General features: G+C 42.2%; 21 protein-coding genes. 13 read left to right on the top strand and 8 right to left on the bottom strand.

Going from position 1 to position 26,587, the window contains the following annotated elements:
- The first annotated feature begins 388 nt into the window (after nucleotides 1–388).
- From J502_RS06210 to pnuC, 5 genes are all read left to right on the top strand, one after another.
- Nucleotides 389–1,411, top strand: a complete 1,023-nt coding sequence (locus J502_RS06210) for a CobW family GTP-binding protein (RefSeq protein ID WP_034683412.1) — start codon at nucleotides 389–391, stop codon at nucleotides 1,409–1,411.
- A 93-nt stretch (nucleotides 1,412–1,504) separates the two neighbouring features.
- Entirely contained in the window at nucleotides 1,505–2,035 is a 531-nt protein-coding gene (locus J502_RS06205) for a YaeQ family protein (protein WP_005019006.1), read from the top strand.
- Nucleotides 2,036–2,137: 102 nt separating this feature from the next.
- Nucleotides 2,138–2,761 (top strand): MgtC/SapB family protein, encoded by a 624-nt coding sequence (locus J502_RS06200; protein ID WP_005406807.1) that lies wholly within the window; start codon nucleotides 2,138–2,140, stop codon nucleotides 2,759–2,761.
- 123 nt (nucleotides 2,762–2,884) lie between these two features.
- Nucleotides 2,885–3,226, top strand: coding sequence for an FKBP-type peptidyl-prolyl cis-trans isomerase (locus tag J502_RS06195; RefSeq protein WP_005019015.1), 342 nt, complete (start codon nucleotides 2,885–2,887; stop codon nucleotides 3,224–3,226).
- 125 nt (nucleotides 3,227–3,351) lie between these two features.
- Nucleotides 3,352–3,924: a nicotinamide riboside transporter PnuC gene (gene pnuC, locus J502_RS06190; protein ID WP_005406732.1), complete on the top strand. Its 573-nt coding sequence runs from the start codon at nucleotides 3,352–3,354 to the stop codon at nucleotides 3,922–3,924.
- Nucleotides 3,925–3,950: 26 nt separating this feature from the next.
- Here the strand turns inward: pnuC and J502_RS06185 are convergent, their stop codons facing one another.
- Complete coding sequence (locus tag J502_RS06185; protein ID WP_005406759.1) at nucleotides 3,951–4,415, bottom strand: copper resistance protein NlpE N-terminal domain-containing protein; 465 nt, start codon at nucleotides 4,413–4,415, stop codon at nucleotides 3,951–3,953.
- Nucleotides 4,416–4,573: 158 nt separating this feature from the next.
- Between J502_RS06185 and J502_RS06180 the strand changes: the two genes are divergently transcribed.
- A complete protein-coding gene (locus J502_RS06180) occupies nucleotides 4,574–4,861 on the top strand; it encodes a hypothetical protein (protein ID WP_005406744.1) in 288 nt (95 codons plus the stop codon).
- A gap of 144 nt (nucleotides 4,862–5,005) precedes the next feature.
- Nucleotides 5,006–5,503 carry a DUF2505 family protein gene (locus J502_RS06175; RefSeq protein WP_034683410.1) on the top strand — a complete coding sequence of 166 codons (498 nt, stop codon included), beginning with the start codon at nucleotides 5,006–5,008 and terminating at the stop codon, nucleotides 5,501–5,503.
- 52 nt (nucleotides 5,504–5,555) lie between these two features.
- Here J502_RS06175 and J502_RS06170 read toward each other — a convergent pair whose 3' ends face one another.
- Complete coding sequence (locus J502_RS06170) at nucleotides 5,556–6,824, bottom strand: MFS transporter (RefSeq protein ID WP_005406831.1); 1,269 nt, start codon at nucleotides 6,822–6,824, stop codon at nucleotides 5,556–5,558.
- Between the two features lie 278 nt (nucleotides 6,825–7,102).
- A complete protein-coding gene (locus J502_RS06165; RefSeq protein WP_005406780.1) occupies nucleotides 7,103–7,744 on the bottom strand; it encodes a helix-turn-helix domain-containing protein in 642 nt (213 codons plus the stop codon).
- A 159-nt stretch (nucleotides 7,745–7,903) separates the two neighbouring features.
- Between J502_RS06165 and J502_RS06160 the strand changes: the two genes are divergently transcribed.
- The 4 genes from J502_RS06160 to J502_RS06145 all read left to right on the top strand — a co-directional run bounded on the left by J502_RS06160 (nucleotide 7,904) and on the right by J502_RS06145 (nucleotide 14,145).
- The gene (locus J502_RS06160) at nucleotides 7,904–10,180 is read left to right on the top strand and encodes a cytochrome P450/oxidoreductase (protein ID WP_005027334.1); all 2,277 of its coding nucleotides are present in this window, start codon (nucleotides 7,904–7,906) and stop codon (nucleotides 10,178–10,180) included.
- A 47-nt stretch (nucleotides 10,181–10,227) separates the two neighbouring features.
- Complete coding sequence (locus J502_RS06155) at nucleotides 10,228–11,616, top strand: MFS transporter (protein ID WP_034683409.1); 1,389 nt, start codon at nucleotides 10,228–10,230, stop codon at nucleotides 11,614–11,616.
- A gap of 637 nt (nucleotides 11,617–12,253) precedes the next feature.
- Entirely contained in the window at nucleotides 12,254–13,963 is a 1,710-nt protein-coding gene (locus tag J502_RS06150) for an FAD-dependent monooxygenase (RefSeq protein WP_034683407.1), read from the top strand.
- Complete coding sequence (locus J502_RS06145) at nucleotides 13,960–14,145, top strand: hypothetical protein (RefSeq protein WP_005406761.1); 186 nt, start codon at nucleotides 13,960–13,962, stop codon at nucleotides 14,143–14,145. The genes J502_RS06150 and J502_RS06145 overlap by 4 nt, the downstream gene beginning before the upstream one ends.
- Before the next feature lie 188 nt (nucleotides 14,146–14,333).
- Here J502_RS06145 and metH read toward each other — a convergent pair whose 3' ends face one another.
- On the bottom strand, nucleotides 14,334–18,020 hold the full coding sequence (gene metH, locus J502_RS06140) for a methionine synthase (RefSeq protein ID WP_034683405.1): 3,687 nt from the start codon (nucleotides 18,018–18,020) through the stop codon (nucleotides 14,334–14,336).
- Nucleotides 18,021–18,496: 476 nt separating this feature from the next.
- Here metH and J502_RS06135 point away from each other — a divergent pair, with 476 nt between their 5' ends.
- Nucleotides 18,497–20,113 carry an inorganic phosphate transporter gene (locus tag J502_RS06135; RefSeq protein WP_005019044.1) on the top strand — a complete coding sequence of 539 codons (1,617 nt, stop codon included), beginning with the start codon at nucleotides 18,497–18,499 and terminating at the stop codon, nucleotides 20,111–20,113.
- A 77-nt stretch (nucleotides 20,114–20,190) separates the two neighbouring features.
- Here J502_RS06135 and J502_RS06130 read toward each other — a convergent pair whose 3' ends face one another.
- The 4 genes from J502_RS06130 to J502_RS06115 form a co-directional block, all read right to left on the bottom strand.
- Nucleotides 20,191–21,747, bottom strand: coding sequence for a hypothetical protein (locus J502_RS06130; protein ID WP_005406531.1), 1,557 nt, complete (start codon nucleotides 21,745–21,747; stop codon nucleotides 20,191–20,193).
- A gap of 497 nt (nucleotides 21,748–22,244) precedes the next feature.
- On the bottom strand, nucleotides 22,245–23,228 hold the full coding sequence (locus J502_RS06125) for an SUMF1/EgtB/PvdO family nonheme iron enzyme (protein ID WP_034679794.1): 984 nt from the start codon (nucleotides 23,226–23,228) through the stop codon (nucleotides 22,245–22,247).
- Complete coding sequence (locus tag J502_RS06120; protein WP_005406762.1) at nucleotides 23,225–24,886, bottom strand: arylsulfatase; 1,662 nt, start codon at nucleotides 24,884–24,886, stop codon at nucleotides 23,225–23,227. The genes J502_RS06125 and J502_RS06120 overlap by 4 nt, the downstream gene beginning before the upstream one ends.
- A gap of 166 nt (nucleotides 24,887–25,052) precedes the next feature.
- On the bottom strand, nucleotides 25,053–25,673 hold the full coding sequence (locus J502_RS06115; RefSeq protein ID WP_005406704.1) for a rhomboid family intramembrane serine protease: 621 nt from the start codon (nucleotides 25,671–25,673) through the stop codon (nucleotides 25,053–25,055).
- A gap of 158 nt (nucleotides 25,674–25,831) precedes the next feature.
- On the opposite strand from J502_RS06115, the gene nfuA reads away from it, so the two are divergent.
- A complete protein-coding gene (nfuA, locus tag J502_RS06110) occupies nucleotides 25,832–26,470 on the top strand; it encodes a Fe-S biogenesis protein NfuA (RefSeq protein ID WP_005019052.1) in 639 nt (212 codons plus the stop codon).
- Nucleotides 26,471–26,587: the final 117 nt, after the last annotated feature.

The following is a 26,587-nucleotide window of genomic DNA, read 5'->3' as shown; positions in this document are numbered from 1 at the left end:
TATGTTCATCATTTATATTTAATATGAGCCTAAAACTCTTAAAATCACATAAATCTGGTCAACAAAACACAGCTATAGAATGGTTCAGAATTTTTAAAACAGCAGTACGGTGTTTTTGAAAATTATTTTTCCATCTGTATATAGTAAAGAAAAATAAATTTGAAAGAGGGTTATTTGAATAGATACATGGCGGAGAGTAGTTAAAAAGTAAAAACTTAAATTAAAAAGATTTCGCAAGCTTTATAAGAGTAAGATTAAGCCTGAATAATTTTTTTATGTTCAGATTTCAATGCAAGTCCAAGTAAAAACTAAACCTATGGCATGAATAGGTCACCAGTATAAAATTGAGATCCCTTGTCTACTATTTTCATTAAGCAGAGTAATTTTCGTGAAGTTGATTCAGACACCAGCCGCAATACCAACCCACATTATTTCCGGTTTTCTAGGTGCAGGAAAAACCACACTGTTACAACATCTGTTGAGGCAGAAACCAAAGCATGAAACCTGGGCTATTTTAATGAACGAATTTGGTCAGATCGGAGTTGACCAACAACTGTTACCTCAGCAGCAGGGGTACGCAATAAAGGAGCTGCTGGGAGGGTGTTTATGCTGTAGCAGCCAGCTTCCTATGCAGATTGCTCTTTCAAGACTGTTATCTGAAACCAAGCCAGACCGGCTATTTATTGAACCTACCGGGCTTGGACATCCGGCCCAGTTACTTGAACAGCTTACTGAGCCTCATTGGCAACAGACGCTTGCCGTTCGTGCTCTGGTGACAGTGCTGGATGGTTCACGTTTACACGAACAGGAGTGGGTAAGCCAAAACCTTTATCAGGATCAGCTTAAAGCTGCACAAATTATAGTGGTTTCACATGGTGATCTGATGAGTTTTGCTGATGGTGAGGCTTTAGAACAGCTCAAAAAGGAATATGCGGCCTATGGCCAAGACTGGATAATGGCCGAACAGGGGCAGCTTGATCTGGCAGAAATTGATTTGCTGTATCAGGGTATAGATCGCAAGTTACAGCCCTTGCTTAAAGTACAGCGTTTACAAACAGCTTCGCTGAGTGAAGAACCAATTAAAAAGTTACCTTATCATTATGTAGAAACTGCACAAGGTTATAGTGTAGCGGGCTGGAAATTACCTAAGCGCTGGCAATTTGATTTTTATGCTTTGCTGGATCTGTTTTGTACAACCGAAAACTGGCTGAGAATCAAAGGGATCTTTAATACTGATCAGGGCTGGATCTATTTTAACTTCAATCCGCAACAGCTGAATTACAAGTCAGGTGAAGAAGGGATAGATAACCGGATAGAGATAATTACAGCTGAAAATCGTAATTGGGAAAATTTTGAGATGAGCCTTTTGGCTGCACAGTTAAATATAGCCGAGGAAAATAGCCAGATTTAAAATTTTCCTTGAGATGGCCATTACTTAAAATAAATAGACCTATTTTTTTGCTATGCTTGGCGCCATTTATACTTTTATGATGAAGATACCGTTATGGCGTTAAAAGCAACAATATATAAGGCAGACCTGAATATTGCCAATATGGATACACACCAGTACAGTGACCATCAGCTGACTCTGGCTTTACATCCATCTGAAACCATTGAACGCTTGATGGTACGTATTGCTGCTTTTGCTCGGTTTGCTGATGAGCAGCTTGAGTTTACCAAAGACCTGTTTGAGACCAATGAGCCAGCCTTGTGGCAAAAGGACTTAACGGGGCAATTGGAAAAATGGATTGAGGTGGGCTGTCCGGATGAAGATAAAGTTAAAAAAGCCAGTTCACGCTGCAAGCAGGTCGCCATTATAGCCTATGGCAGCCAGGTATCGGATTGGTGGAAAAAGAACAGCAAGATAAAAACTTTGGATAATGTCGAAGTATGGCAGATTTCTGAGGCATCTACTGAGGCGTTACAAGCCTTGTGTGAACGAACCATGCAACTACAGCTCAATGTAATGGATGGTGAATGGACCTTAATTGGTAACCATGCACAAGCTGTAATTGAGTGGCAACAACTCAAGTAATAGAAGTGTTTTATTCATGATGGAAATTTATTAAAAAGACTTGCCTCATTCAGGGCCTGTTGTTTAGATCATGTTTAATATAAAAGCAAGATTCTTCGCGCTATGGACAGTGAACTCTATTATTTGTTATGTGCCGCAGCAATAGGCGCAGTCATCGGGCTGGAACGGGAATATAAAAATAAGACCGCCGGCCTACGTACCATGATTATGGTCAGTATGGCTTCCTGCCTGTTTACCATATTGTCTCGGCAAATTGGGGAGGTTAGTGATGACCGTATTGCTGCAAATATTTTGACTGGACTGGGTTTTCTCTGTGCTGGCGTTATTTTTAAAGATGAAAACCGTATTTCGGGTATTACTACCGCGACCACTATCTGGATGGTCGCGGCTTTAGGCATGGCAATTGGCGCAGGCTATATTGCTTTAGGCCTGTATGGCACCATACTGGTACTAGTGATCTTAAGCCTGTTAACCTACCTTGAAAAACTGGTAGAAGAATTCAATTTAATCCGTGACTATAAAATGATTTGTCATTATGAGCAGGGATTATCACATTATTATGAGCAACTCTTTAAGCAGTATGGCTTGAAGGCCAAGCATGTATTGCAGGTTCTAAAGTCCGATGAAATTATTTTGCACTGGAATATAAGTGGTAAACGCCAGCGACATGATTTATTGGTTGAAGAACTGAGTCAGGACCCGCGAATTAAACGTTTAAGTTTCTAGATAAAATTCTAGCCTTTCAAAATATTCTGAATTCCAACTTGTCTTCAAAAAGCATGAACTCGGAAAAAGACTGACCAAGTTTCAGTTATAATAAATGCAATATGACGATTTAGAGTGTATTAAATGTCCAATGAACTGGAAATTATAGATTTGAAAGTGGGCTCTGGTAAGGAAGCAGTAAAAGGCGCACTGATTACCACCCATTATACTGGCTGGCTGGAAGACGGAACAAAATTTGACTCATCAATTGATCGTGGTAATTACTTTGAATGTGTGATTGGTACGGGCCGGGTCATTAAAGGCTGGGACCAAGGTATTATGGGTATGAAGGTAGGTGGAAAACGTAAATTGCTGGTTCCCGCACATTTAGCCTATGGAGAGCGAAAAATGGGCAAAATTATTCCGGCTAATTCGAACCTGATATTCGAAATTGAATTATTTGATGTGAAAACCCGTGATGAATAACTGCGGTCTTTAAGAGCTTTTAAAAAGCCCGGTAGCGGGCTTTTTATTTGGTTGTGCTTAAACAGATGATTTGCGGATTTTACCGTGTTAAATAAAAATAGTCCTTTTCCTATAGGAAAAATACCATGACCCCCTTAGAAATCTTTGCTGTTCTGATGAGTGTGATGGGAGTAGCTCTTACCATTCAGCGAAATATACTCTGTTGGGGCTTTAATATTGTGGCATGTGCCTTATATGCTTACCTGTTTTTTGAATTTAAACTGTACGGAGAAACCCTTTTACAGGGAATATTTATAATTATGAATTTTTATGGTTTGTACCATTGGTGGACAGATCATCAGCAGAGTCATGAAATCAAGATCATTTCTATTGCCAGGCAGCTAGTAATATTACAGCTTTTACTCTCAGCAGTTTTAGGGCTGCTACTCGGACTGACTTTAAAATACTGGACAGATGCTGCTGTTCCATTGCTAGATGCGCAGCTGGCTGCTTTTAGTTTGCTTGCTACATACTGGACCAGTCGTAGATATATTGCTACCTGGATGCTCTGGGTATGGATTGATATTATTTATGTTGGAATGTTTATCTATAAAGATTTGCTGCTGACAGCAGGTTTATATGCAGGATTTGTCGGGCTGGCTTTATTTGGCTGGTGGCAATGGAAACAGATTGAACAAAAACAGCTACAAGCCAGCTAAGTACTGTTTGACTGTTAAACTCTTGTCTAGCTGCTAATCTTTTCCAGCTGAAAATCTGGATAAGCTGCATAGGGCTGGCCGGATTTAGTATCTATAATTTCGGTATAATCTGCACCCAATACCAGAATATTACGGTCTTTTACTTCATTTAGCTGAATTTTAAGTTTATCACCATCTAAAAATTCAAAATGTCCGGTGTAGACCTCGGCAGCACTTTGAATGCTATAGCTAGTGCGCACCAGTTTAAAACTCATATCAGGATGCAGTTCAAGGTCTACGCCCATACTGTCACAGCCTTCACAACGTGAAATACAAGTAGCGCAGGGGATTATTCCTTCATATTTCCCAACCCAGGCTTGCAGTTTGGGATCGCTTGTCTGGCCTTGGTCGGTTTTAACCGCAGAGGTCTTCTGTTCAGGTTCAGTCGTCTGGTTGGAACAGCCAAAAGAAATACTTGCTGCAACAAAAGAGGTCAGAAGTGCTTTTTTCATGGCTTACCGCAAAGAGGCATTAAGTTGTTATAATATTACATAATTTCTTTTTAAACTTCACCTGTTAAATCATTTTAACAGCACAATTATGCAGTCTAGCTTAAAGAAGGTTTATATAATGAGTACCAGATTCATTTAATATCGTAAGTAGAAGTAATATGTTGATTGATTTTATTCAAACTCAGGAACAGCAATTTTTTCGGGTTGCAGAGAAAATCATAACTGAGCCTGAGCGTTATCTGCAATTTGATTCAATTTCTGATTTTTACAAGGCAGTATGGCTGGTAGAGTTTCCTAAAGGTACGGTCTGGTCTGCAAGCGGGCTTGACGATGGAGCCGAAGAATTTTATGCCATAATTGAATATCGGCAATATACTTTAAATATGACCTGTACCGGACAAAATACAGTATGTTCTGGCATCAGTCGGAAAGATCAGTATTATTAAAGTCAATGACAGATCTGAAGAATCAGGATTTAATTGAACCATTATAATGTTTTAACCCTGTTTAATAATTAAAAGGGTTTAACAGCGCAATTTGAATGGATCACTTTGCGACAGAGTCTACAATAAAAAAGAAAGGATTAAATCATGGCACATCGTTTTACTGTTTATGCCACTATTCCAGGTGTTTCTCTGAGTGATTTTAAACGGCTGAGTGCCGATACTTCACTGCATGAAAAAGTCTGTAGACGTATTCCAGGGGATAAGCTGGAAATTCTGGAATCCAGGATTGATCAGGGGGTTTATACACTCAAACGTGCTTATAATCTGGATGTCAATATTCCTGACATTGCCAAAAAATTATTAAAAGATGCTTTTCGTCTGAGACGTACAGATATTACTAATCTTGAAGCACTAACCTCGACAGTGGTACTTGGCGCCACCCTGCCACTGGAGGCAAGTTGTGACCGTAGTGTAACTGGTGATGACCAGCAGATTCATATAAAATTGGACTGGCAGGTCAAAGTAAAAGTGCCATTAATCGGTGGAATGCTGGAGAAACATGCTGAAGGTGAAATCCGCAAGTTTAGCGATATCGAAATAGAAATTGTAGAAGATGAGCTCAGAAAGAACTTGCAGGCCTAGGAGGTGCTTGTCCCTCATTCATTTAACTTAAAAAGAATGAGGGACAACAGACTTATTCAAATTTTGATCTGTAAATTATTGCAGTAAAAAATGCCACCAGACATACCACCCAAATATAGTACATTGCACCAATTTTACTGTAGAGGCTCAGCCACTGTACCAATGGTAGGGTCAGACCACCCGCAATTGCATAAGCGACATTATAAGAAAATGAAATTCCCGAAAAACGAATCTGGGCAGGGAACATTCTGACCATGCTGTAAGACACCATACCGACCGTACCTGAGAACAGCCCGAGCAGCATATACAATATAAAAATGGTTGACTGTGACACATGCCCCAGACTGGTATAAAAAATTCCTGCAATCGCAGCGACGCAGAATGAACCGATCAGAATAACTTTTCCGGCACCAAAACGGTCAGCCAAAAGTCCCGCCAGAATACAGCCTGCCATCTGCATGACAATAGCAGCACTTTGCATGGTAAAGGCATCTGAGCGTTCAATACCGAAAGCGCCGGTAAGCAAGTTAGGCATTGCTAAAATCAGTACCACTACACAACCAGTTAAAAACCAGGTAAACATCATGCCAATAACAACTGCTGTTTTGTGGCGAGCGAGTACCTGCTTGACCGGTAACTCTTTAGACAATTCTTTACGTGCCTGCATGGCTTTAAAAACGGGTGTCTCTTTCAAGTAAGACCGCAGATATAAAGCAACCAGTCCAAATACACCACCAATAATAAATGGAATGCGCCATGCCCAGTCATGAATCTGCGTTTCACTAAATTTAAGGGAGATAAATAGTGACATCAGGGCACCAAGTAGAATTCCCAGTGAAAGTCCGGCAGTTAACAGGCCATTAGCAAAGCCAATCTTTTTCTCGGGCACATGTTCTGATACAAAAGTCCAGGCAGCCGGTATTTCTCCACCAATTGCAATACCTTGTACTACCCGCATTAGAAGTAATAATAAAGGGGCAGCATAGCCAATACTTTCAAAAGTAGGCATCAGGCCAATGACTAAAGTTGGCAATGCCATCAGCAAGATAGATAAACTAAAGAGACGTTTGCGTCCTACCAGATCGCCAAAATGAGCCATAACCACGCCCCCTAAGGGCCTGAAAAAATAACCGGCTGCAAAAATTCCATAAGTATTCAGCATAGCCCAAAAAGGACTCAGGCCACTTGGAAAGAATAGCTCTGAAATAATTTTGGCGTAAAAAACATAAATGACAAAATCATAAAATTCGAGTGCGCCCCCCAAAGATGATAATCCAAGGGCACGTTTATCCTGTGCACTTAAACCTGAATGTGCTTCCATGCATTGAATTCCATAAAAATATATTAAATTTAACTGACTGTAATAAAATGTTAATTAGATGATTAATCAATCTTTTTTAAAGCATTGTTAACAAAATTTTATATGCCAGCTCCATGGGCCAAGAGTAATTTTAGTTTACTTTTCTATTAAGTCGAACACTGTGAGCATAGCATCTTTATTTTTAACTTTAGCCTGCTAACAAAGATTATTAAAATATTCTTTAAGCCAGCTTCTGGGTAAAATAAATAAAGATAATACTATGCCTGAACAGGAGGGGCTTAGTTTAAAGCCCATACCGCATCATTTAAGGCCTCTAAAACGGCTTCTTTATTAACTTCCCCAATACTGACAATTCCAATCGCCATATGCCGCTCTGGAATTGGCATGAACAGGCCTACGGCTCCAGATTGCAGCCGACCTTCAGAATAACCATAACCAAGCTGGCGGGCTAGCTTGATTTCTTCTTTTTCCTCCGGTTGAGACGGATAGGTGGTAGCAATTGCAATACCAGCTGCAGCTGTACCAATCGGATGCCGTGAACCCAGCTGATAATTAATACGTAAATAAGAGGAACCAGTCGATGCAGTTTTAACTACTACACAGTCTGATCCTTCAGCAATTACTAGCGAAGCGCTGGCTTGAGTCCGATTAGACAGACTATTCAGAATCTGCTGGCTATTAGAGGGAATCGTCATTTCATAGCAGTGATATAAATCCTGGATCTTGCTGCTGAGCTCCAGCCCCAGATTTTCATTGGTTTTAATATAACCTAAATGAGTTAAGGTCCGGGTAATACGGTAGGCAATAGTCCGGTTAATCTCTAATAGTTCAGCCAGCTGCGCTACGGTCAACTGGCCTTGATGTCTGGCAATCAGTTCTAATGCATGAATGCCCCGTTCCAGCGTCTGTAAGGTCTCCAATTCTTTTTCTACTCCGCTTGGTCAACCCGGATTTGGGTCTGTCTTAAATAGTAAACAATTGCAAAAAGACATTTTAGCCAATTGACAACATGTCTGCTCATTATTTATTCTTTTACTATATTAGAACATAATGTACGATAATAGAACAGGAAGTTCAGGATGAACGTAAAAGTACCTATGCATGGGCAATGCCCTTTTCATGCCGAGTTACAACAGAAGGGTAAAAACTTTGACATGTTTGCAGTGCCATATCAGCAAGACCCTGCATTGGCTCTGAAGGAATTTCGTGCACAGCTCCCGATTTTTTTCTCTGAAGCGATGGGTTACTGGATTGTGACCCGTTATGAAGATGTCAAAGCAATTTTTCGTGATCCTATTACCTTTTCTGCCTGTAATGCACTCGAGAAACTGACGCCTTCTTGCCCTGAAGCATTAAAAATTCTTGAAAAATATAATTATGGTATGAACCGTACACTGGTAAATGAAGATGAACCGGTTCACATGGAACGGCGTCGTGCTTTAATGGATGCTTTTACACCACAGAATCTGGAAGAGCACCAACATTTCGTTAGAGAACTGGTCAGGAAGAAAGTCGACGGATTTATTTATAAGGGACGGGCAGATCTGGTACAGGAAATGCTCTGGGAAATACCCTTAATGGTAGCGTTACACTTTTTGGGCGTACCTGAAGATGACATGCAGGAACTACGTAAATTTGCAGTTGCTCATACCGTTAATACCTGGGGAAGACCAACATTAGAACAGCAGTTGGAGGTTGCCGAGGGAGTAGGACAATTCTGGGAGTACTCTGGCCGTGTGCTGGAGAAAATGAAAAATAATCCAGAAGGTAAAGGCTGGATGTATGACATGATTGCTAAAAATCGTGTAATGCCAGAGGTGGTGACAGACAATTATCTGCATTCAATGATGATGGCTATTATGGTGGCCGCCCATGAAACTACCGCACTAGCCTCTGCCAATGCATTAAAACTACTTTTAGCTGACCGGAAAGTGTGGAAAAAAATCTGTGATAACCCGCAGCTGATTCCGGGTGCAGTCGAGGAGTGTTTACGGCATTCAGGTTCTGTAGTGGCTTGGCGCAGACAGGTCACTACCGAGAGTGAAGTCAGTGGAGTCAAGTTTAAGAAAGGCGATAAATTGTTTTTGGTGTCGGCTTCTGCTAACCATGATGAACTTCATTTTGAAAATGCCGATGAGCTGGATATTTATCGTGATAATGCTATTGAACATCTGACATTCGGTTACGGTGCACACCAGTGTATGGGTAAGAATATCGGCCGTATGGAAATGTGTATTTTCATTGAAGAACTGTCACGCCGTATACCAGACCTGAAACTCTGCGAGCAGGAATTTACCTATCTGGCCAATACCTCGTTCAGAGGACCAGAGGCCTTGTGGACTGAGTGGCATGCCCAGCCAGAACAAACTGCCAGACAAATTACCACTTTTCCTATTGGAGCGCCTGATCTTAAAGCCATGACCCGCCCGGTACGTGTTCAGGCAGTTTATCCTGAAGCAGAAGATATTATACGTATTGAGCTGGCTGCTATACACGGTGAAGAATTACCACGCTGGAGTGCCGGTTCACATATTGAACTGGTATTGCCTAATGGCCTGAGCCGTAAGTACTCTCTATGCGGTTTAGTGACTGATCAATTTTATACGATTGCTGTAAAGAGAGAGCCAGAAAGCCGGGGTGGTTCACAATGGATTCATCAGTATTTAAAAGCAGGAGAACAGATCTACATTAAGGGACCCAAAAACTTTTTTAAATTAAATTTACAGGCGAGCCAGTATGTGCTGATCGCGGGGGGGATAGGTATTACTCCTATTCTGAGCATGGCCAACAGCTTACGTGAACAGGGGCGCCCTTACCGGCTAATTTATCTTTCACGCCAGCGGGCTAGTATGGCATTACTTAAGGAAGTTGCTGCACATGGTAGTGCTGCCGAACTCTACATTTCTTCTGAAGGTAAACGGATAAATCTGCAACAGCTCTTGTCAGCGTTGCCTGCCGGTACACAGGTATGCGCCTGTGGTCCGGAAGCATTACTTGATACCTTGACCAACTATACCGAAGACTTGTCACAGGTTCAGCTCACGGTCGAGCATTTTGGTTCAGGGAAGAACCTCTTTTTATATGAAAATGATACCGACTTTGAAGTTGAACTACTGGATAGCGGTTTAACACTGACAGTAGCCCGGGACCAGACCTTATTGGACTGTTTGCTGGACAAAGGAATTGATGTCAGCTTTGACTGTACCGAGGGTTTATGTGGAAGCTGCCAGCTTCCGGTTGAAGAAGGTGAAATTGATCATCGCGACAAGGTATTGACCCGAGCCGAGCGTGACGGAATGAAATCAGTAATCAGTTGCTGTTCACGAGGAAAAGGAAAACTCAAACTCAAGCTTTAAATGGTAATAACAACAAATCCAGGGAAAATGATAAAAGGAAAACTAAAATGGATCAGATTAAATCTGTAGCGCTGACGGATGTCAGTGCTATACCTCAACAGGTTCATAAACAGGCTGACAAAAAAGTTGCCTATGCCACTATTATTGGAACCACAATCGAGTGGTATGACTATTTTATTTATGCAGCAGTGGCAGGCCTGGTCTTTAACCAGCTATTCTTTGCACCTGCCGGTCCAGTGGTCGCTAATTTACTAGTATTTGCCTCTATTGGAATCAGCTTTTTATTTCGTCCTTTAGGTGCATTTATTGCTGGCCACTATGGGGATAAACTCGGGCGTCGTGCCATGCTGGTAATTACCCTTATATTGATGGGTGGCGCTACAGCATTGATCGGTCTGCTGCCTACCTATGCCACAATCGGTATTGCAGCTCCTATTATCCTGATCATCTTGCGGATTTTACAAGGAATTTCAGCTGGTGGAGAATGGGGCGGGGCGGTCCTGATGGCTGTTGAGCATGCACCAGAAAACAAGCGCGGGCGTTTTGGTTCATTTCCGCAGCTAGGTATTCCATTCGGACTATTGCTGGCTTCTCTGGTATTAGTGATTATGACAGCTTGGGTCTCACCAGGGGATGCCTTTGTTGAGTGGGGCTGGCGCATTCCATTTCTGCTTAGCTTGTTGCTACTGCTGATTGGCCACTGGATACGTCGTTCTATTGGTGAAAGTCCAGTATTTGAAGAAATCAAGCAGCGTAAGTCTGCCAATCCGCATCCGATTAAAACCCTATTTAAGCATCATAAGCTTTCAGTACTGCTTGCGGCACTACTATGTGCTGGAACAACCGCACTGGGTTACATGACGACTGGGGGCTTCATCCAGAACTATACAACGAACCCGGCCGGACCGATTGCACTGGAACGCTCGACCATTTTAACGCTCGTAACGTTATCTGCGATTGTATGGGCTGCATTTACCTGGATTTCTGCCAGCCTGTCTGACCGGTTTGGGCGCAAGAAAATGTATATTCTAGGGGCATTACTACAGCTGGGTGCGGCATTTGTAGTATTCCCTCTGGTCGATACAGCAACCTACTCTGGTATTGCTATTGCCCTGTTTTTGCTGTCAATGGGCGTTGGCTTTACCCATGGTATCAATGCAATTGTTTATACCGAATTATTCCCTGCCTCGATTCGTTTCTCGGGAATCTCAATTACTTATGCACTTGGTTCTATCATCGGCGGCGCTTTCGCACCCCTGATTGCAGCCTGGCTCATCAGTGTTTCGAATTCGACCACATTGGTAACTGTTTACTTAATGATGATGGCAAGTTTTGCCCTTATAGCCATCTGTTTACTCAAGGACCGTACCGGCATGCCACTAGGTGCAGATCATGAGGCAGAACAGAATCAGTCACCATTTATCTGGCATAAATAATAGCAAGCTATATAGCCTCCTAGGGGAGGCTTTTTATATTTTGTTGATCTAAACCATAAATTTTTGTACTAGATGTCTACTCTATGCCTGGTCAATTTTACTGTCTGATAAACCGGATCGTTCAGTTCTAAAAATGCCATATTATTTTTGGAAATTAAAATGAGAATGGTCAGTTCAATATAAGATGGACAGGAGAATGAGTAAGGAATCTGAATCTTAGGTATGTTTTATGGAAAATTATGTGACCCGACAGACTTATTTATTTATATCGGGTATCGAATGATACTTATAATATTTTCTCTTTTATATAAATGAAAAATCAACCAATAAAAACAGATTATGATTGTTTAAATTTAAAAAAATATTATATTAATTTTTTGATAAATATCTATTTTTATAGATTTTCATAGTAGCCCTGATTGACTTTTAAAATATTTGATTTTTACTCTAAAACTTAGCATACTAAAAATTATATTTTACGGTAAAAGTAATTTAATTATGTTTGTCGTAATTTATTGAGTTCTTGAAGATGCTATAAATCGCATAAAAATGCTATAGGAATAAAAAGCAGAAACTATTAGAAGAAAGCACGCAGTTTGAGCAATGCTGCGTTAAAAAACATGACAAGGAGTCAAATATGCATTTCCCCGAAACGCAGCTAAGAAAGTCACTCTATTATCCTTATCAGGTTTATCCCTACTTTCATCGTCCGCAAAAGACTGTGCCCCAAACAGGTACAGTGACTATTGTGGGAGCAGGACCAATTGGTATGGCAACAGCATTACTGCTAGCCAGACAAGGTATACGGGTCGTTCTGCTGTCTGCTGAACAGCAGTTATCTGAAGGTAGCCGGGCACTGGTATACACCAGGCGCTCTATGGAAATCTTACAGTCTGCTGGCGCTGCCCAACGTATCATGCAAAAAGCCCTACCGTGGACACATGGCAACTCTATTTATAAAGGACAGGTGGTTTTTCGAATGGCTTCACCATCTGGCCCACATGATCAGTTTGCGCCATTAAATAATCTGCAGCAGAACTGGCTGGAAAGTTACTTGCTTGAGACCATACATGAGCAGGATAATATTGAGATTCGCTGGGGTAATAAGGTCATTGCACATGAACAGAATGATGAAACAGTCACTTTAACCATCCATACTCCAGAAGGTGAATATCAGCATGAAAGTAGCTGGGTGGTGGCAGCCGATGGAGGACGCTCTGCATTACGCGAACAGATGAAGCTGCGGATGCAAGGCGCCAGCTATGAAGGCTGCTTTGTTATTGCGGATATTCGCATCAAGCTGGACTATCCGACCGAACGTTTGGCCTTTTTCTCACCGGACTGGAATCCGGGCAATACCATTCTCATGCACCGCGAACCAGATCATATCTGGCGTTTTGACTATCAGCTTGATCCGAGTATCAGTCCGGAAGAAGCACTTAAACCGGAAAATCTGAGCAAGGCTGTCAATGACCAGCTTAAAATGATTGGACAGGAACATTTACAGTGGGAAATGGACTGGAGTACAGTCTATTCGGCACGTGCGTTAACACTCGACAATTATGTGCATAACCGCATTATATTTGTTGGTGATGCTGCGCATCTGTTACCAATTTTTGGCGTGCGCGGTGCCAATACCGGCTTTCAGGATGCCAAAGATCTGTCATGGAAACTGGCCGGTGTAATTCAAGGCTGGGCATCCCGCGAGCTTTTAGAAAGTTATACCTTCGACCGGGTTGGAGCAGTGCGGGAGATTATTGCTGAGGCCGGGAAATCTACCCGCTTTATGGCACCACCCACCCAAGGCTACCGCTTGCTACGTAACGCAGTACTGTCTTTATCGCTAGAACACGAATTTGTACGTCCACTCTATCATTGGCGTACATCACGGCCACATGCCTATAGCTATTCACCTTTGAACAGTCAAAATGATGACAATGCCAGCATGAAGGAAATGACTGAAAATGGTGCCTTGATTCCTAATGTTAAAACTGTAGATGGTTCATTTTTGTATGACCGGATCGATGGTAAGTTCAACGTTCTGGTTTTCACAGAGCAGGGCGAACTTCCTGCCGGTCTTTATACTGAAATTAAAGCATTACAAGCCTGTGCTATTCCTGTGCAGATTATTGCACTTGCGCTGGATGGCCAGACAGTACATAACGCAGAGATGACTTTAAAAATCACTGCAGAACTTGCAGCAGAACATTTTTTTGCACAAAGTGGTTCAATTTACCTGATACGTCCTGATCATCATATTCATGGCCGCTGGCTGCATTATAGGAACTCTGCCATTACCCAAACTTTTGAGCAGTTTTGTCAGCTAACAAAAGGAGTAGCAGCATGAGTAATATTCGGATTGAAGACCTAGAACAGGTATATGATCATCTGGCAGAAAATATTGATCATCTGGATGCAGAAAAACGTGAGCTGTTTCTGGTCAAGCTGGCTTTACTCAGTGCAAACCAGATTCAAGACAGCACTATATTTTTAAGACTGATTAATCAAGCGAAAGTATTTGAAGACTAATATCTGACTCTATAAGTATTTTAAAATACGGAAAGAAAAAATGAAAAGTACTTGTATTTTATATTGAAAATATTTTTAATTTTGAATGATATAACTCTGCTGGTAAAGTTTAAAGCAAGCTAGTACAAGAAAAGAGTTTAAAATAAGAATCCCCTCAATAGAGGGGATTTTTTAAACCGGATATTTACTTAGACAATTGAATCATCCAGATTTGGTGCTAGCCAGCGTTTGGCCTCATCCAGCGTCCAGCCTTTACGTTTTGCATAATCTTCTAACTGATCCAGAGAAATCTTACCAACATTGAAATACTGAGATTCGGGATGAGCATAATAGAAGCCGCTCACCGATGAAGGGGGCCACATTGCAAAGCTGGAAGTGAGCTGTGTACCAATCTTGTCAGTAGAACCCAGCCAGTCGAATAGAACCGCTTTTTCAGAATGTTCAGGACAGGCCGGGTAACCCGGTGCCGGACGAATACCGATATATTTCTCTTTAATCAGTTCCTCATTGCTTAGCTGTTCACTGGCCTGATAGCCCCAGAACTCTTTACGGATACGTTCATGCAGGTGCTCGGCAAAAGCTTCGGCAAAACGGTCACCCAAAGACTGAACCAGAATAGCACTATAGTCATCACCTTTAACTTTGTATTGATTGGCAAGTTCTTCAGCACCAAAAATTGAAACTGTAAAACCCCCCAGATAGTCCTGCGCCTGGTTCTCTTCGGTGACAATAAAATCTGCCAGAGATAAATTTGGCTTACCGGTAACTTTGTCTGACTGCTGGCGTAAATGCTCAAAATGATGTGTCGCAGTACCTTGTTCATCGTATACCGTGACAGTATCGGCAGCCGTACGTTTAGCAGGGGATAAACCAAATACGGCCCGGGCATCAAAACGTTTATTCTCAATAATATCTTTGAGCATAATCTGTGCCTGCTGATACAAATCAGTTGCTGCTTCACCGACTACTTCATCTTCCAGAATTTTCGGGAATTTGCCTGCCAAGCTCCATGAAATAAAGAATGGAGTCCAGTCAAAATACTCAACCAGTGTTTCTAGCGGATACTGGGTAATGGTTTGAACACCGATAAAATTTGGTTGTGGTGGTACGTAGCCCGGAGCGATCTTGAAACCGTGCTTAACCGACTCGGCATAAGACAGTTTAGCTGCTTTTGGCTGCTTGTTCGCCAGGCGCTCGCGTACCTTAACATATTCATCACGGTGACCCTGTACAAAAGCAGGCTTCATTTCCGGCGAGAGCAGGGAAGTGGCGACCCCTACCGCACGTGATGCATCGGCAACATAAATGACGGCATCATTTGAATATTGCGGATCAATTTTTACAGCAGTATGGGCTTTTGATGTAGTTGCCCCGCCAATCATTAAAGGAATTTTAAAGCCTTTACGCTGCATCTCTTTAGCTACAAAGACCATTTCATCCAGACTTGGCGTAATCAGGCCGGACAGCCCGATAATATCAACTTTTTCATCAATTGCAGTTTGCAGAATTTTCTCTGCCGGCACCATTACGCCTAAATCTACAATGTCATAACCGTTACAGCCAAGTACTACACCGACAATATTCTTGCCAATATCATGTACGTCACCTTTGACTGTTGCCATCAGGATTTTCCCTTTGGCTTCACCAGCAGTTTTTTCAGCTTCAATATACGGGTTAAGCCAGGCTACAGCCTGTTTCATAACCCGAGCCGATTTTACAACCTGTGGCAAGAACATCTTGCCTGAACCAAACAGGTCGCCTACGACATTCATTCCGGCCATAAGCGGGCCTTCAATAACATCCAGCGGACGGGCAGACTTTAGCCGTGCTTCTTCGGTATCTTCATTAATAAAGGCAGTAATACCTTTCACTAACGCATACTCAAGACGTTTTTCTACCGGTTCGTTGCGCCATTCCAGATTTTCAGCTTCACGTTGGGTTCCGCCCTGACCACGATATTTCTCAGCAATACTCAGTAACTTTTCAGTGGCTTCCTGTCCGCTTTCTCCCTGATTGCGGTTCATCACTACGTCTTCAACCGCGTCTTTTAGCTCAGCCGGAATGTCATCATAAATTGCCAGCTGTCCGGCATTTACAATTCCCATGGTCAAGCCCTGCTTGATGGCGTAATAAAGAAAAACTGCATGGATTGCTTCACGTACCGGCTCATTACCGCGGAACGAGAAAGAAACGTTAGAAATACCGCCCGAGATCATGGCATTTGGCAGGTTCTGCTTGATCCACCCAGTAGCTTCAATAAAGTCCACACCATAGTTGTTGTGTTCTTCAATACCTGTCGCTACCGCAAAGACATTCGGGTCAAAAATAATATCTTCAGAAGGAAAGCCAACTTCATTGACCAGCACATCATAAGATCGTTTACAGATTTCTTTCTTGCGCTCAACCGTATCGGCCTGACCTTTTTCATCAAAAGCCATAACAATGACAGCCGCACCATACTGACGGCATAAACGTGCTTTCTCTACAAACTCATCATAACCTTCTTTCAGCGAGATTGAGTTTACTACGGCTTTACCTTGTACACATTTCAGTCCTGCCTCGATAATTTCCCATTTTGATGAGTCAATCATGATCGGTACACGGGAAATATCAGGCTCAGAAGCAATCAGGTTCAGGAATGTCACCATCGCATTTTGCGAATCAAGCATCCCTTCGTCCATATTGATATCGATAATCTGGGCACCGCCTTCGACCTGTTGACGGGCAACATCCAATGCTTCTGCATAATTCTCTTCACGGATCAGACGTGCAAATTTCTTTGAACCGGTTACGTTGGTTCGTTCACCTACGTTTACAAATAGTGATTCATCGTAAATATTAAATGGCTCCAGACCACTCAGTCGGCAGGCTGGTTTAATCTGGGGAATCTGGCGGGGAGCGATATCTTTTACAGCATTATAAATGGCTCGTATATGGTCCGGAGTCGTACCACAGCAGCCACCAGTAATATTGATTAAGCCACTTTCTGCAAATTCTTTCAGAAATGCAGCAGTTTCTTCCGGTGTTTCATCATAACCGCCAAAAGCATTGGGCAAACCGGCATTCGGATGAGCAGAAACAAATACATCAGCAACATCAGCCACTGTTTTAACATGTGGGCGCATGGCGTCTGCGCCCAAGGCACAGTTAAAGCCGATTGAAAGCAGATCGCCGTGGCGCACCGAATTCCAGAAGGCTTCAGCAGTTTGTCCGGTCAGCGTACGTCCGGAAGCATCTGTGATCGTGCCGGAAATCATTAAGGGTAATTCATAACCTAATTCTTTAAAGACTTCCTTTACCGCAAAAATAGCTGCCTTACAGTTCAGGGTATCGAACACGGTTTCAATCAGAATAATATCTGCACCGCCTTCAATGAGGGCATGAGTCGCCTCTATATAATTTTCTTTTAGGGCATCAAAAGTAATATTACGAAACGCCGGGTTATTAACATCTGGTGATATAGAACAAGTACGTGAAGTAGGGCCAAGTACACCGGCCACAAAGCGCGGTTTATCAGGGGTTGAATATTTTTCACAAGCTGCTTTGGCCAGCCGTGCAGCTTCACGATTAATTTCTCGTACCAGATCTTCCATATGGTAATCTGACATGGAAACGCGGGTACCGTTGAAACTGTTGGTCTCGATAATATCTGCACCAGCATCCAGATAAGCTTCATGTATGCTCTGAATAATTTGTGGCTGAGTCAATACCAGCAGGTCATTATTGCCCTTCAGATCATGGGCCCAGTCTGCAAAACGTTCACCACGATAATCTGCTTCCTCAAGCCTATGACGCTGGATCATGGTTCCCATCGCACCGTCAATAATCAGGATGCGTTTGGCAAGAAGCTCTTTTAGGGTGGCAAGCGTAGACATGAAGAGACCCCCAATGCGGATAACTGTAAAATGGGCGCTATTGTAACAGATTCAACTTATATAGTTATGCCTTTGCATGTTAAGCATTTCCTATAAGGATTGTGGCTATTCCTGATATAGCCGGCTACTTTTACTTGATTGGTCCTATATTTTTTTCATGAAATTGCAATATCTTTGCAGCATAGTTATTAACTGAACATGAAACAGACAATTGGTGACTTATAGCTGTAATAATTCAATGAAAGTAATTTATTAGCCCGTAGCTTGTTCTTTTTTATTATTTTAAATATAAGTTATTGAATTTATAAATATAAAAAATAGTAGGAATAGAATAAGAACAAAGATATGGGTTCTAAGGATGACCTGAATAAGCTCAATTAGATGAAAATTGGCTTTATATGACACCCTTTTGTCATATAATTGTCACAATTTAAATAAAGAATAAGGGGATTTTATTATCCTCTTAAACCATCTAGATGAATTCGAATATTCCTCCCGATTCAGATCCAGTACTTCCCGTGGCATCCAGTAATGTACACGTGCCAACACCGAAGTTTTTTATGCCGGTGTTCCTGACGGTAATTGTTGCCACGCTAATCTACATTGGCTTTCAGGTAAATGCTGATCTGGCTCATGTTCCGCCGCTTGGTTTATATTCTATTATTCTGCTAGCCACTGCTTTATTGATTGCATTAGGCTTTGAATTTGTTAATGGTTTTCATGATACAGCTAATGCTGTAGCGACGGTTATCTATACCAATGCCTTGCCAGCACCTGTGGCTGTGATGTGGGCAGGCTTTTGTAATTTTCTTGGGGTAATGGTAGCAAGTGGGGCAGTCGCGTACGGTATTATTGCGCTGCTTCCGGTTGAGCTGATTATGAATGTCAGTAGCGGTGCCGGTTTTGCGATGGTATTTGCTTTACTGATTGCCGCAATCATCTGGAACCTCGGTACCTGGTTTCTTGGTATACCTGCCTCAAGTTCGCATACCCTGATCGGTTCAATCTTGGGGGTGGGTATCATGAACCATCTTCTAAATGCCGCGACCGGTGCCAGTGGTATCGATATGGATCAGGTCATCAAGGTGGGTAAGGCCTTACTGTTTTCACCACTAATTGGTTTTGCATTTGCTGCGGTATTGTTCCTGTTGGTTAAGAAGATCTTTAAGAAACAAATGGAACTGTTTCAGCCGCCAGAAGGAAACAAGCCGCCTCCGCCACTGATCCGTGCCATCCTGATTTTTACCTGTACCGGTGTTAGCTTTGCTCATGGATCAAATGATGGGCAAAAGGGCATGGGCCTAATCATGCTGATTCTGATTGGTCTGGTACCTTTAGCTTACTCTCTGAATAAAAATCTGGATCAGGCACATTTACAGTCATTTGAACAGCTATCTACTCAAACTGCTTCTGCTATTTATGCTAATTATCAGGATATCCCGGATGAGCAGGCACGGACTGTACTGACCCGTTATATCCAGACCAAGGAAATTAGCCCTGAAGTAGTGCCAGCATTGGCAAGCCTGACTGACCATCTGGGTGAGCGTGTAGCAGCCTATGATAATTTAAGAGACATGCCTGAAGCAGTAGTCAGCGAAATTCGTAATGACATGTACCTGAGTACCACTACATTTAAGCGTCTAGATAAGGCAGAGGCCTTACCTGCGTTACCTGAAGCTCAGAATAAACTGGTAGATGAATACCGCGATAATCTGGATTCATTCCTGCAATATATTCCGACTTGGGTCAAAGTGGCGGTAGCCCTGGCACTGGGCCTTGGAACTATGGTGGGCTGGAAGCGAATTGTCGTGACAGTAGGTGAGCGTATTGGTAAGCATCATATGACTTATGGTCAGGGGATGTCTGCCGAGCTGGTAGCTATGTCTACAATTGCTGCAGCAGATGGCCTGGGTATGCCTGTATCGACTACACATGTTTTAAACAGTGCAGTTGCAGGTACCATGGTGGCCAATAAATCTGGCCTGAACTTTAATACTGTCAAAACTATTCTGTCCGCATGGGTATTTACACTGCCAGCAACCATTTGCTTATCTGGCGGTTTATATTGGCTGTTTCTCAAGTTATTTGTTTAATTAAAATAGACATTAAAAAAAGCTTTGCCTCGGCAAAGCTTTTTTTTGTATCTGCTGTTGTTTGTTCAGAAAAAGCTTCAGCTTTTCTTTTTGAATTTTGAAAGAAGTTTTTCTACTGGCAGTTTATCTGAAGCCAGGCCATATAAGGCAGCAAAAGGTAGTGCAGTTCGTGCCAGATAAGCGACACGCCACAGACCGCCATGGTTAGCACCTTCCATCATCAGCTCTAAAGGATGTTCTAGTGCAGTGTCTGGATGTGCAGCTGAATCAGGATTGCGCAGATCGTGGATCCATAGGGCTGCCATGATGGCATTGGTAGTTTCAGGTGCAAATGCTTCTACATCAAATAAGCTGGCGCCAGTAAAGGCAGCCTTTAGTAATGGATTCTTGGTGACAGAATGCGTCGTGGTTGATGGGGCAATATTAATACTGACCTGTTGACCCTGATGGCGTGCGAGTACAGCGCGCCATTGTTGTAGGCGCTTGGCTAGTGCATAATTCGGGCCTTGTTCCAAGACCAGACAGTCAGTAATGCCGTAATGTTTGCCATTATCTGACTTTACAAGTATTTGCTGGTTCTTCTGGAAAAAATGTTTCAAAGAAGCGGTTGAAATACCCTTAGTTAGAAGCTTTTGTAACTGCGAGCGGTGTTTGAACTTGTCAGATGCAGCTTGAGCAACTTCTTCCGGCACCGCATATACATCGGTCGGAGTACACATAAACATTAGGCTGGTATCCGGTTTATGCTGACTGACATATTGCATGATGGCATCCATTGCCATAGAAACCCGTACATGTTTTTCACCATCCAGATAGGCGATAGCTGCCAAATCCAGTTGCTGCTTAAAGGTCACCAGCCACTGGCCAATCTCTGGTAACTGGGTCAACAGATTGGCCCCCAGATGCTCTTTTAGCTCGGAAATACTGGCCTGTTCGGGAAAAGACTGATCGCTGGGTGCGATAAGCGTAGCATTTCCTGCTTCAATAATATTTAAAATTCTTTCCCATACCTGAGCCCGCGGCAAGTCAATAGCAACAATATTGGCTTTCCATTTAGCCAGCCAGGTTAATGGGCCGGCTTCAGAACCTGCACCAAGCAAAACCAGTGTCCGGTCAGACAGGTCAAACCATTCTGGATGTGCTACAGCCTGCTGCAAAGCTTCAGCATGACTTGCCTCAATGATGCCAGCTGCCAGCCATTTTTCTATCTGGCTGAGCAAACTCTGGCCCTGAAGGTTCTGGCCATGATAAGGCACATACCATTCAGGAGTGTTATCGCTCTTGCCTTGGAACTTGACTGTATAAAGCTGTTTTTCTACAGGAATCTGCATCACATCCTTGAGTAAACAGGATTCACCTGCACGGTAAAATACAAAGCTATGATGTGCCTTATGTAAACCCTGCTTGGCAATAGTAATCGGATGATTAACCTGCCGGATACCCTGATACACCAGCGCTTTAAAATATTTTGGATATGTCTTGCGCCAATTTTTTTCTTTAGATGCCTGCTGTGAGCTGTCGGAATCGACCAGTGATAATGCTTCAGCAATAATTTCTTTACCGGTACGGGTCGTACTTGGCTTGTTAGAGCCTTCCTGTACAGGAAATTGTAAACCTTCAAGTGGGTTAGACATGCAAAATATCTCTTCGGATCATTGATTTAATATACAGTTGTATACATTATCTATGCCAGATTGGATTAAGGGGTGGCATTATGTGACAAAATTGCAAGAAAATAAGAAAACTGATCTGGTGAGTAAAGAGATTAAAACCGTCTAACAGTAGAATGCTTTTCTCTATAAATAGATCAACCGTGAATCTGCCCGATCTGTTTTGATGAGTAGAAATCGTCTGGATAATAATAAAAGCCACGCCGGTTCAAACATAATACTTGCTTGTTCAGTATGGGCTTTACAGCTATTTAAACCTATTCAGCAGTTTACCGAAAAATAATAAAACTTCTTTTATAACTCAATCTTGGATTTTGTTTTTATAGTATTTATTTTTAACTATTTACTATGATGGTTGCTTTATGCTCTTGTGACTCAAGCAATGAATTAAAGCTTATAAAACAATATATGGTCTTTACTCTGTTCAGTTTTTTCTTTGTAAAATGAGCTAGTGAAGGTAGTTATTTACCACGGTCAATAGTACGGAACCCGGTATGAGTCGTAGCCAGGTTAAATTCTTGTGGATGACGGCTACTTTTTCTATAACGGGCACAGTATTGACTGGCACAAAGAAAGGAGCCTCCCTTAATCACAAAGGATTGTGGGATATGCTGCGAAGTTCTTAACGCTGAATAATTTCCCATATGCTCATCATGAGCACCGGTATATACAGAACTGGTCCATTCCCAGACGTTACCAATCATATCGTAAAGTCCAAAGGCATTCGGGCTGAAACAGCCCACAGGGGCTATACCTTTAAAATGGTCTTCTTGGCTATTATGAAAGGGAAAATCACCTTGCCAGTAATTTGCATCAGGCCGGTGCTGATGATTACGCGGTTCATGTTTTAAGGGCACATCTGTCTCGTCATTACCTTTGGCTGCGTATTCCCATTCAACTTCAGAAGGTAAATCATGGCCGAGCCAGAGCGCGTAATGTTCAGCATCGTTTTTGGTAATGTACCGTACTGCTTCGTTAGCGCGGGCAGGTGGACCCTCTGGCCCTTCAGGCAAGCGCCAGTTATAACCTGATTTAAGCTTCCACCACTGTTGTGGTGACTGCTCATCTGCTTCAAATACGGCAGCTTCATTCTGTTTTTCGGCATCGGTAATATAGTGTGTAGCTGCTATAAAACTTGCAAACTGAGCCACAGTCACTTCAGTCTGATCAATCCAGAATCCTTTCACTTTCCTTTTTTGAGCCCCAAAATTGATCTCATCTGGATAAGCCAGTTCTGATCCTAATTTCACCTCGCCTTCAGGAATATATAACATCCCGGCATGTGCTTGTTCTAACCAGCCTGAAGGCAGTCCAGAATATGACTGACAGTATTCTATATTCCCCAGATTTAAATTTTTTTTATTTGTGGGGAGGCTATTTTGTTCGGTGTTATGGCAGCCTGCAAAAAGCAGACTGCACAGCCCTAATCTTAAAGCTAATTTCATTTGCGGTATTCCAGTACACCATGCTGCTGTGCATACTGCTGATAAATTTGACTCAGCTTTTGAACCTGATCGGGATACTGCTCGGCAAGATTCTGATTTTCGCCGCGGTCATTTTTCAGATTATAAAGTTCCCACTGGCCTGTACCAAGTTCAGGTTTCGCCTGCAAGGCTATTTTCCATTCACCTGAACGTAGATATTTGTTGCCATGTAATTCATCCCCGAATATGAAATCGGCAGGGCGAACCGAGGCAGCTTTATTTTGTAGGAGTGCTTTCCATGAATAGCCATTTGGTGTGTTAATTTTTCTTCCCTTATATTCACTTTGCGGTACAGGAATGCTGGCGAAATCCAGTACAGTAGGCAGTACATCAAGTACTGAAGTAAACCCATGATATTTTTGTGAATCTGATAATACATTAGGGACTTTTATTATTGCAGGTGCAATAGTTGCGCCTTCACCAGCGGTTTCTTTCCATAGATGAAAAGGAGCAGCACTGACCTCTGCCCAACGTGGACCAATATAATGATATGACTGTGCTGTACCGACAGCATTCAGAGAAGCATCGAAACTCGGATCGCTTGCTCCGCGAATAGTACCTTCTGCACCATTATCAGAAACAAAAAAGATAAGGGTGTTATCATAAAGACGGTTAGCTTTTAAGTACTGGATAATTTTGCCAATATTAGTATCCAGGTTTTCTACCATACCCGCATAAACTTCCATTTTACGGGCTTCTATAGCTCTTTGTTCTGGACTCAGTTCAGTCCATTGGCCATAACCTAATTTATCAGTTGCCAACGGTGTGGCTGACTGAAAGTCAGGAGGAATAATACCGAGCTGTTTCTGGCGTTTAATCCGGTTTTCGCGGATGACCTCATATCCTGCATCATAAACCCCTTTATATTTATTGCTATAAGCTTCAGGCGCCTGTATGGGCCAGTGGGGTGCGGTGTAAGCTGCATAAGCAAAGAAAGGTTTGCCACTATTTTTGCCACTTTCCAGATATTCCAGTAATTTATCAGTAAAATAATTTGTTGAAAAAAAGTCATCAGGTAAATCTGCGATAGAAATAATTTTCCCGTCTTCTGTATAAGTCGCTGTGCGTTTAAATGCAGCAGGTGCGTCTTTAAAATGTAAATCCAAGCCCTGAAGCAAGGTGAAAGAGCGGTCAAATCCTTTGACATGAGCATTACTCTCAGGCGTCAAGCCTAAATGCCATTTTCCACTGATATAAGTACGGTAACCATGATCACGCAAGACTTCTGCAATTGATAAAGATCGCTCGTTCAGATAGCCCTCATAACCTGGTTGACCTTTTAAATGGGCAGGAGTGAGTTCTGCCATTGCACCAATTCCGGCCAGATGATGATCTGTACCTGAAATCAATTGGGAACGGGTAGGAGAGCAGGTTGCGGCTGTATGATAATCGGTAAGAATTTTACCCGCTTGCGCCAATGCATCCAGATTAGGCGTATGTATTTCACTGCCAAATGCTCCCAGATCTGAATAGCCTAAGTCATCTGCCATAATAAACAATATATTAGGCTGCTGTATTTTATTCTGTTTATTGTCTTCGTTTTTATCATCATTACAGCCAGACAGAGAAAAACTGAGTGTCAAACTGGTAATGGTAAAAAATAGTTTAATTTTTTTCATAATCTAATCAAGTGGCAATAAGCTTGCTGCCAAGCCTAAAAGAAAGCCACTCGTTGAAAAATGAATAAATTTTGCTTTGGTAAGTAAGAAAATTGCTTAGAACAATTGTCACTATACTAAGCAATTTTTTTAAGAAGAAATTTAATCAATTGCTACATTCAGATTATCAAAAAGAAGGCAGTTGTGATAGTTTGTTCAAAAAGTGGGGGATCAGACGTGGCTCAAGAATAACAGTCATTATTACCCCGTAAGCAGCACCCCATAAGTGAGCACTATGATTAATATTACTGTTGCCTCGCTTACCGGACCAGATACTGTACGCTATATATAAAACTGCAAAAATAATAGCGGGGACCGGAATAAAAAATACAAAAATCAGTTTCCAGGGCTCAAACAGGATGTATGCAAACAAAACAGCAGAAACTGCGCCGGATGCGCCTAAGCTGGCCCAACGGCTATCATTTTTATGTTTAAGGTAACTTGGCAGAATTGCAATGATTAATCCACCCAGATAAAACAGAACGAAGCCCAGATCATAAAAGTACTGTCGATAAAAGCTTTCAATAATACTGCCAAAGAAAAACAGGGTAATCATATTGAACAGCAAATGAGCGCCATCTGCATGCACAAAACCATGAGTAATAAAACGGTCATACTGACCTTTCTGCATGGCTGGTGGCCAGAAAATCAGGCGATTCATCAGGGCCTGATTGGAAAATGCCAGCAGTGAAATGATCACTGTGATAATAATCAGGGTAACGGTATGATTAAAAGGTAGACCTAGCATAAAATCTCGTATTCATTTGGATCTGTTTAAAGTCATCATGCCATTAAAACAGATCGTGGATGGGAGTTTCATAATAATTCCGACAATTTTAGTTGATTTTTTCGAAATCCCCCGCATCTTCAGTTAAAATACTTGCAATAGCTTGAGGAATAATTGTTATGTCGACTGAGACCAACAGCACTGCAGTAGCAGAAGAGATCCCGAACCTGTTAATTACTCCAAATGCACAAGAGTATTTGCATGATTTGCTAGAAAAGCAGAATACTCCGGGAATTGGTGTTCGTATTTTTGTAGAAAATCCGGGAACACCACGTGCTGAATGCTGTATGGCGTATAGTGCTCCGGAAGAGATTATTCCTACTGACTACAAACAGGATTATCCAGATTTTCCTGCATTTATCGATGCCCCGTCTATTCCATATCTACGTGATGCGGTTATTGACTACAATAAAGACCGTTTCGGCGGGCAGCTGACATTCCGTGCTCCAAACTCTAAAGTACCACGTGTCGGTCCAGATGCGTCAATCGAAGAGCGTATTACCTATGTACTCCAGTCAGAGATTAATCCGGGACTGGCAGGACATGGGGGTAACTGTGCCTTGGTGGAAGTGGTAGAAGATGAAGAACATGGTCTAACAGCTGTACTTAAATTTGGTGGAGGCTGCCAGGGCTGTTCAGCAATTGATGTAACCCTAAAACAGGGTGTAGAAACTACGTTGAAACAGCATATTCCCGAGTTGTCACGCGTAGTCGACCAGACTGACCATAGTCAGGCGGAAGGTGCTTACTTTAAGTAAGTTTTACTTTAGGTCAGATATGTATCTAGAAACCTCCTTCGGGAGGTTTTTTTATAACCACAAGAAAATATAAATAATGAGAATTGTTATCAATATCATTCCTAATTTAAAAGTTTT

This window comes from Acinetobacter sp. 1294596, from assembly GCF_000582925.1.
Taxonomy (GTDB): domain Bacteria; phylum Pseudomonadota; class Gammaproteobacteria; order Pseudomonadales; family Moraxellaceae; genus Acinetobacter; species Acinetobacter radioresistens.
The sequence above is the reverse complement of the archived record's forward strand: the minus strand, read 5'-3'. Positions and strand labels throughout refer to the sequence as shown.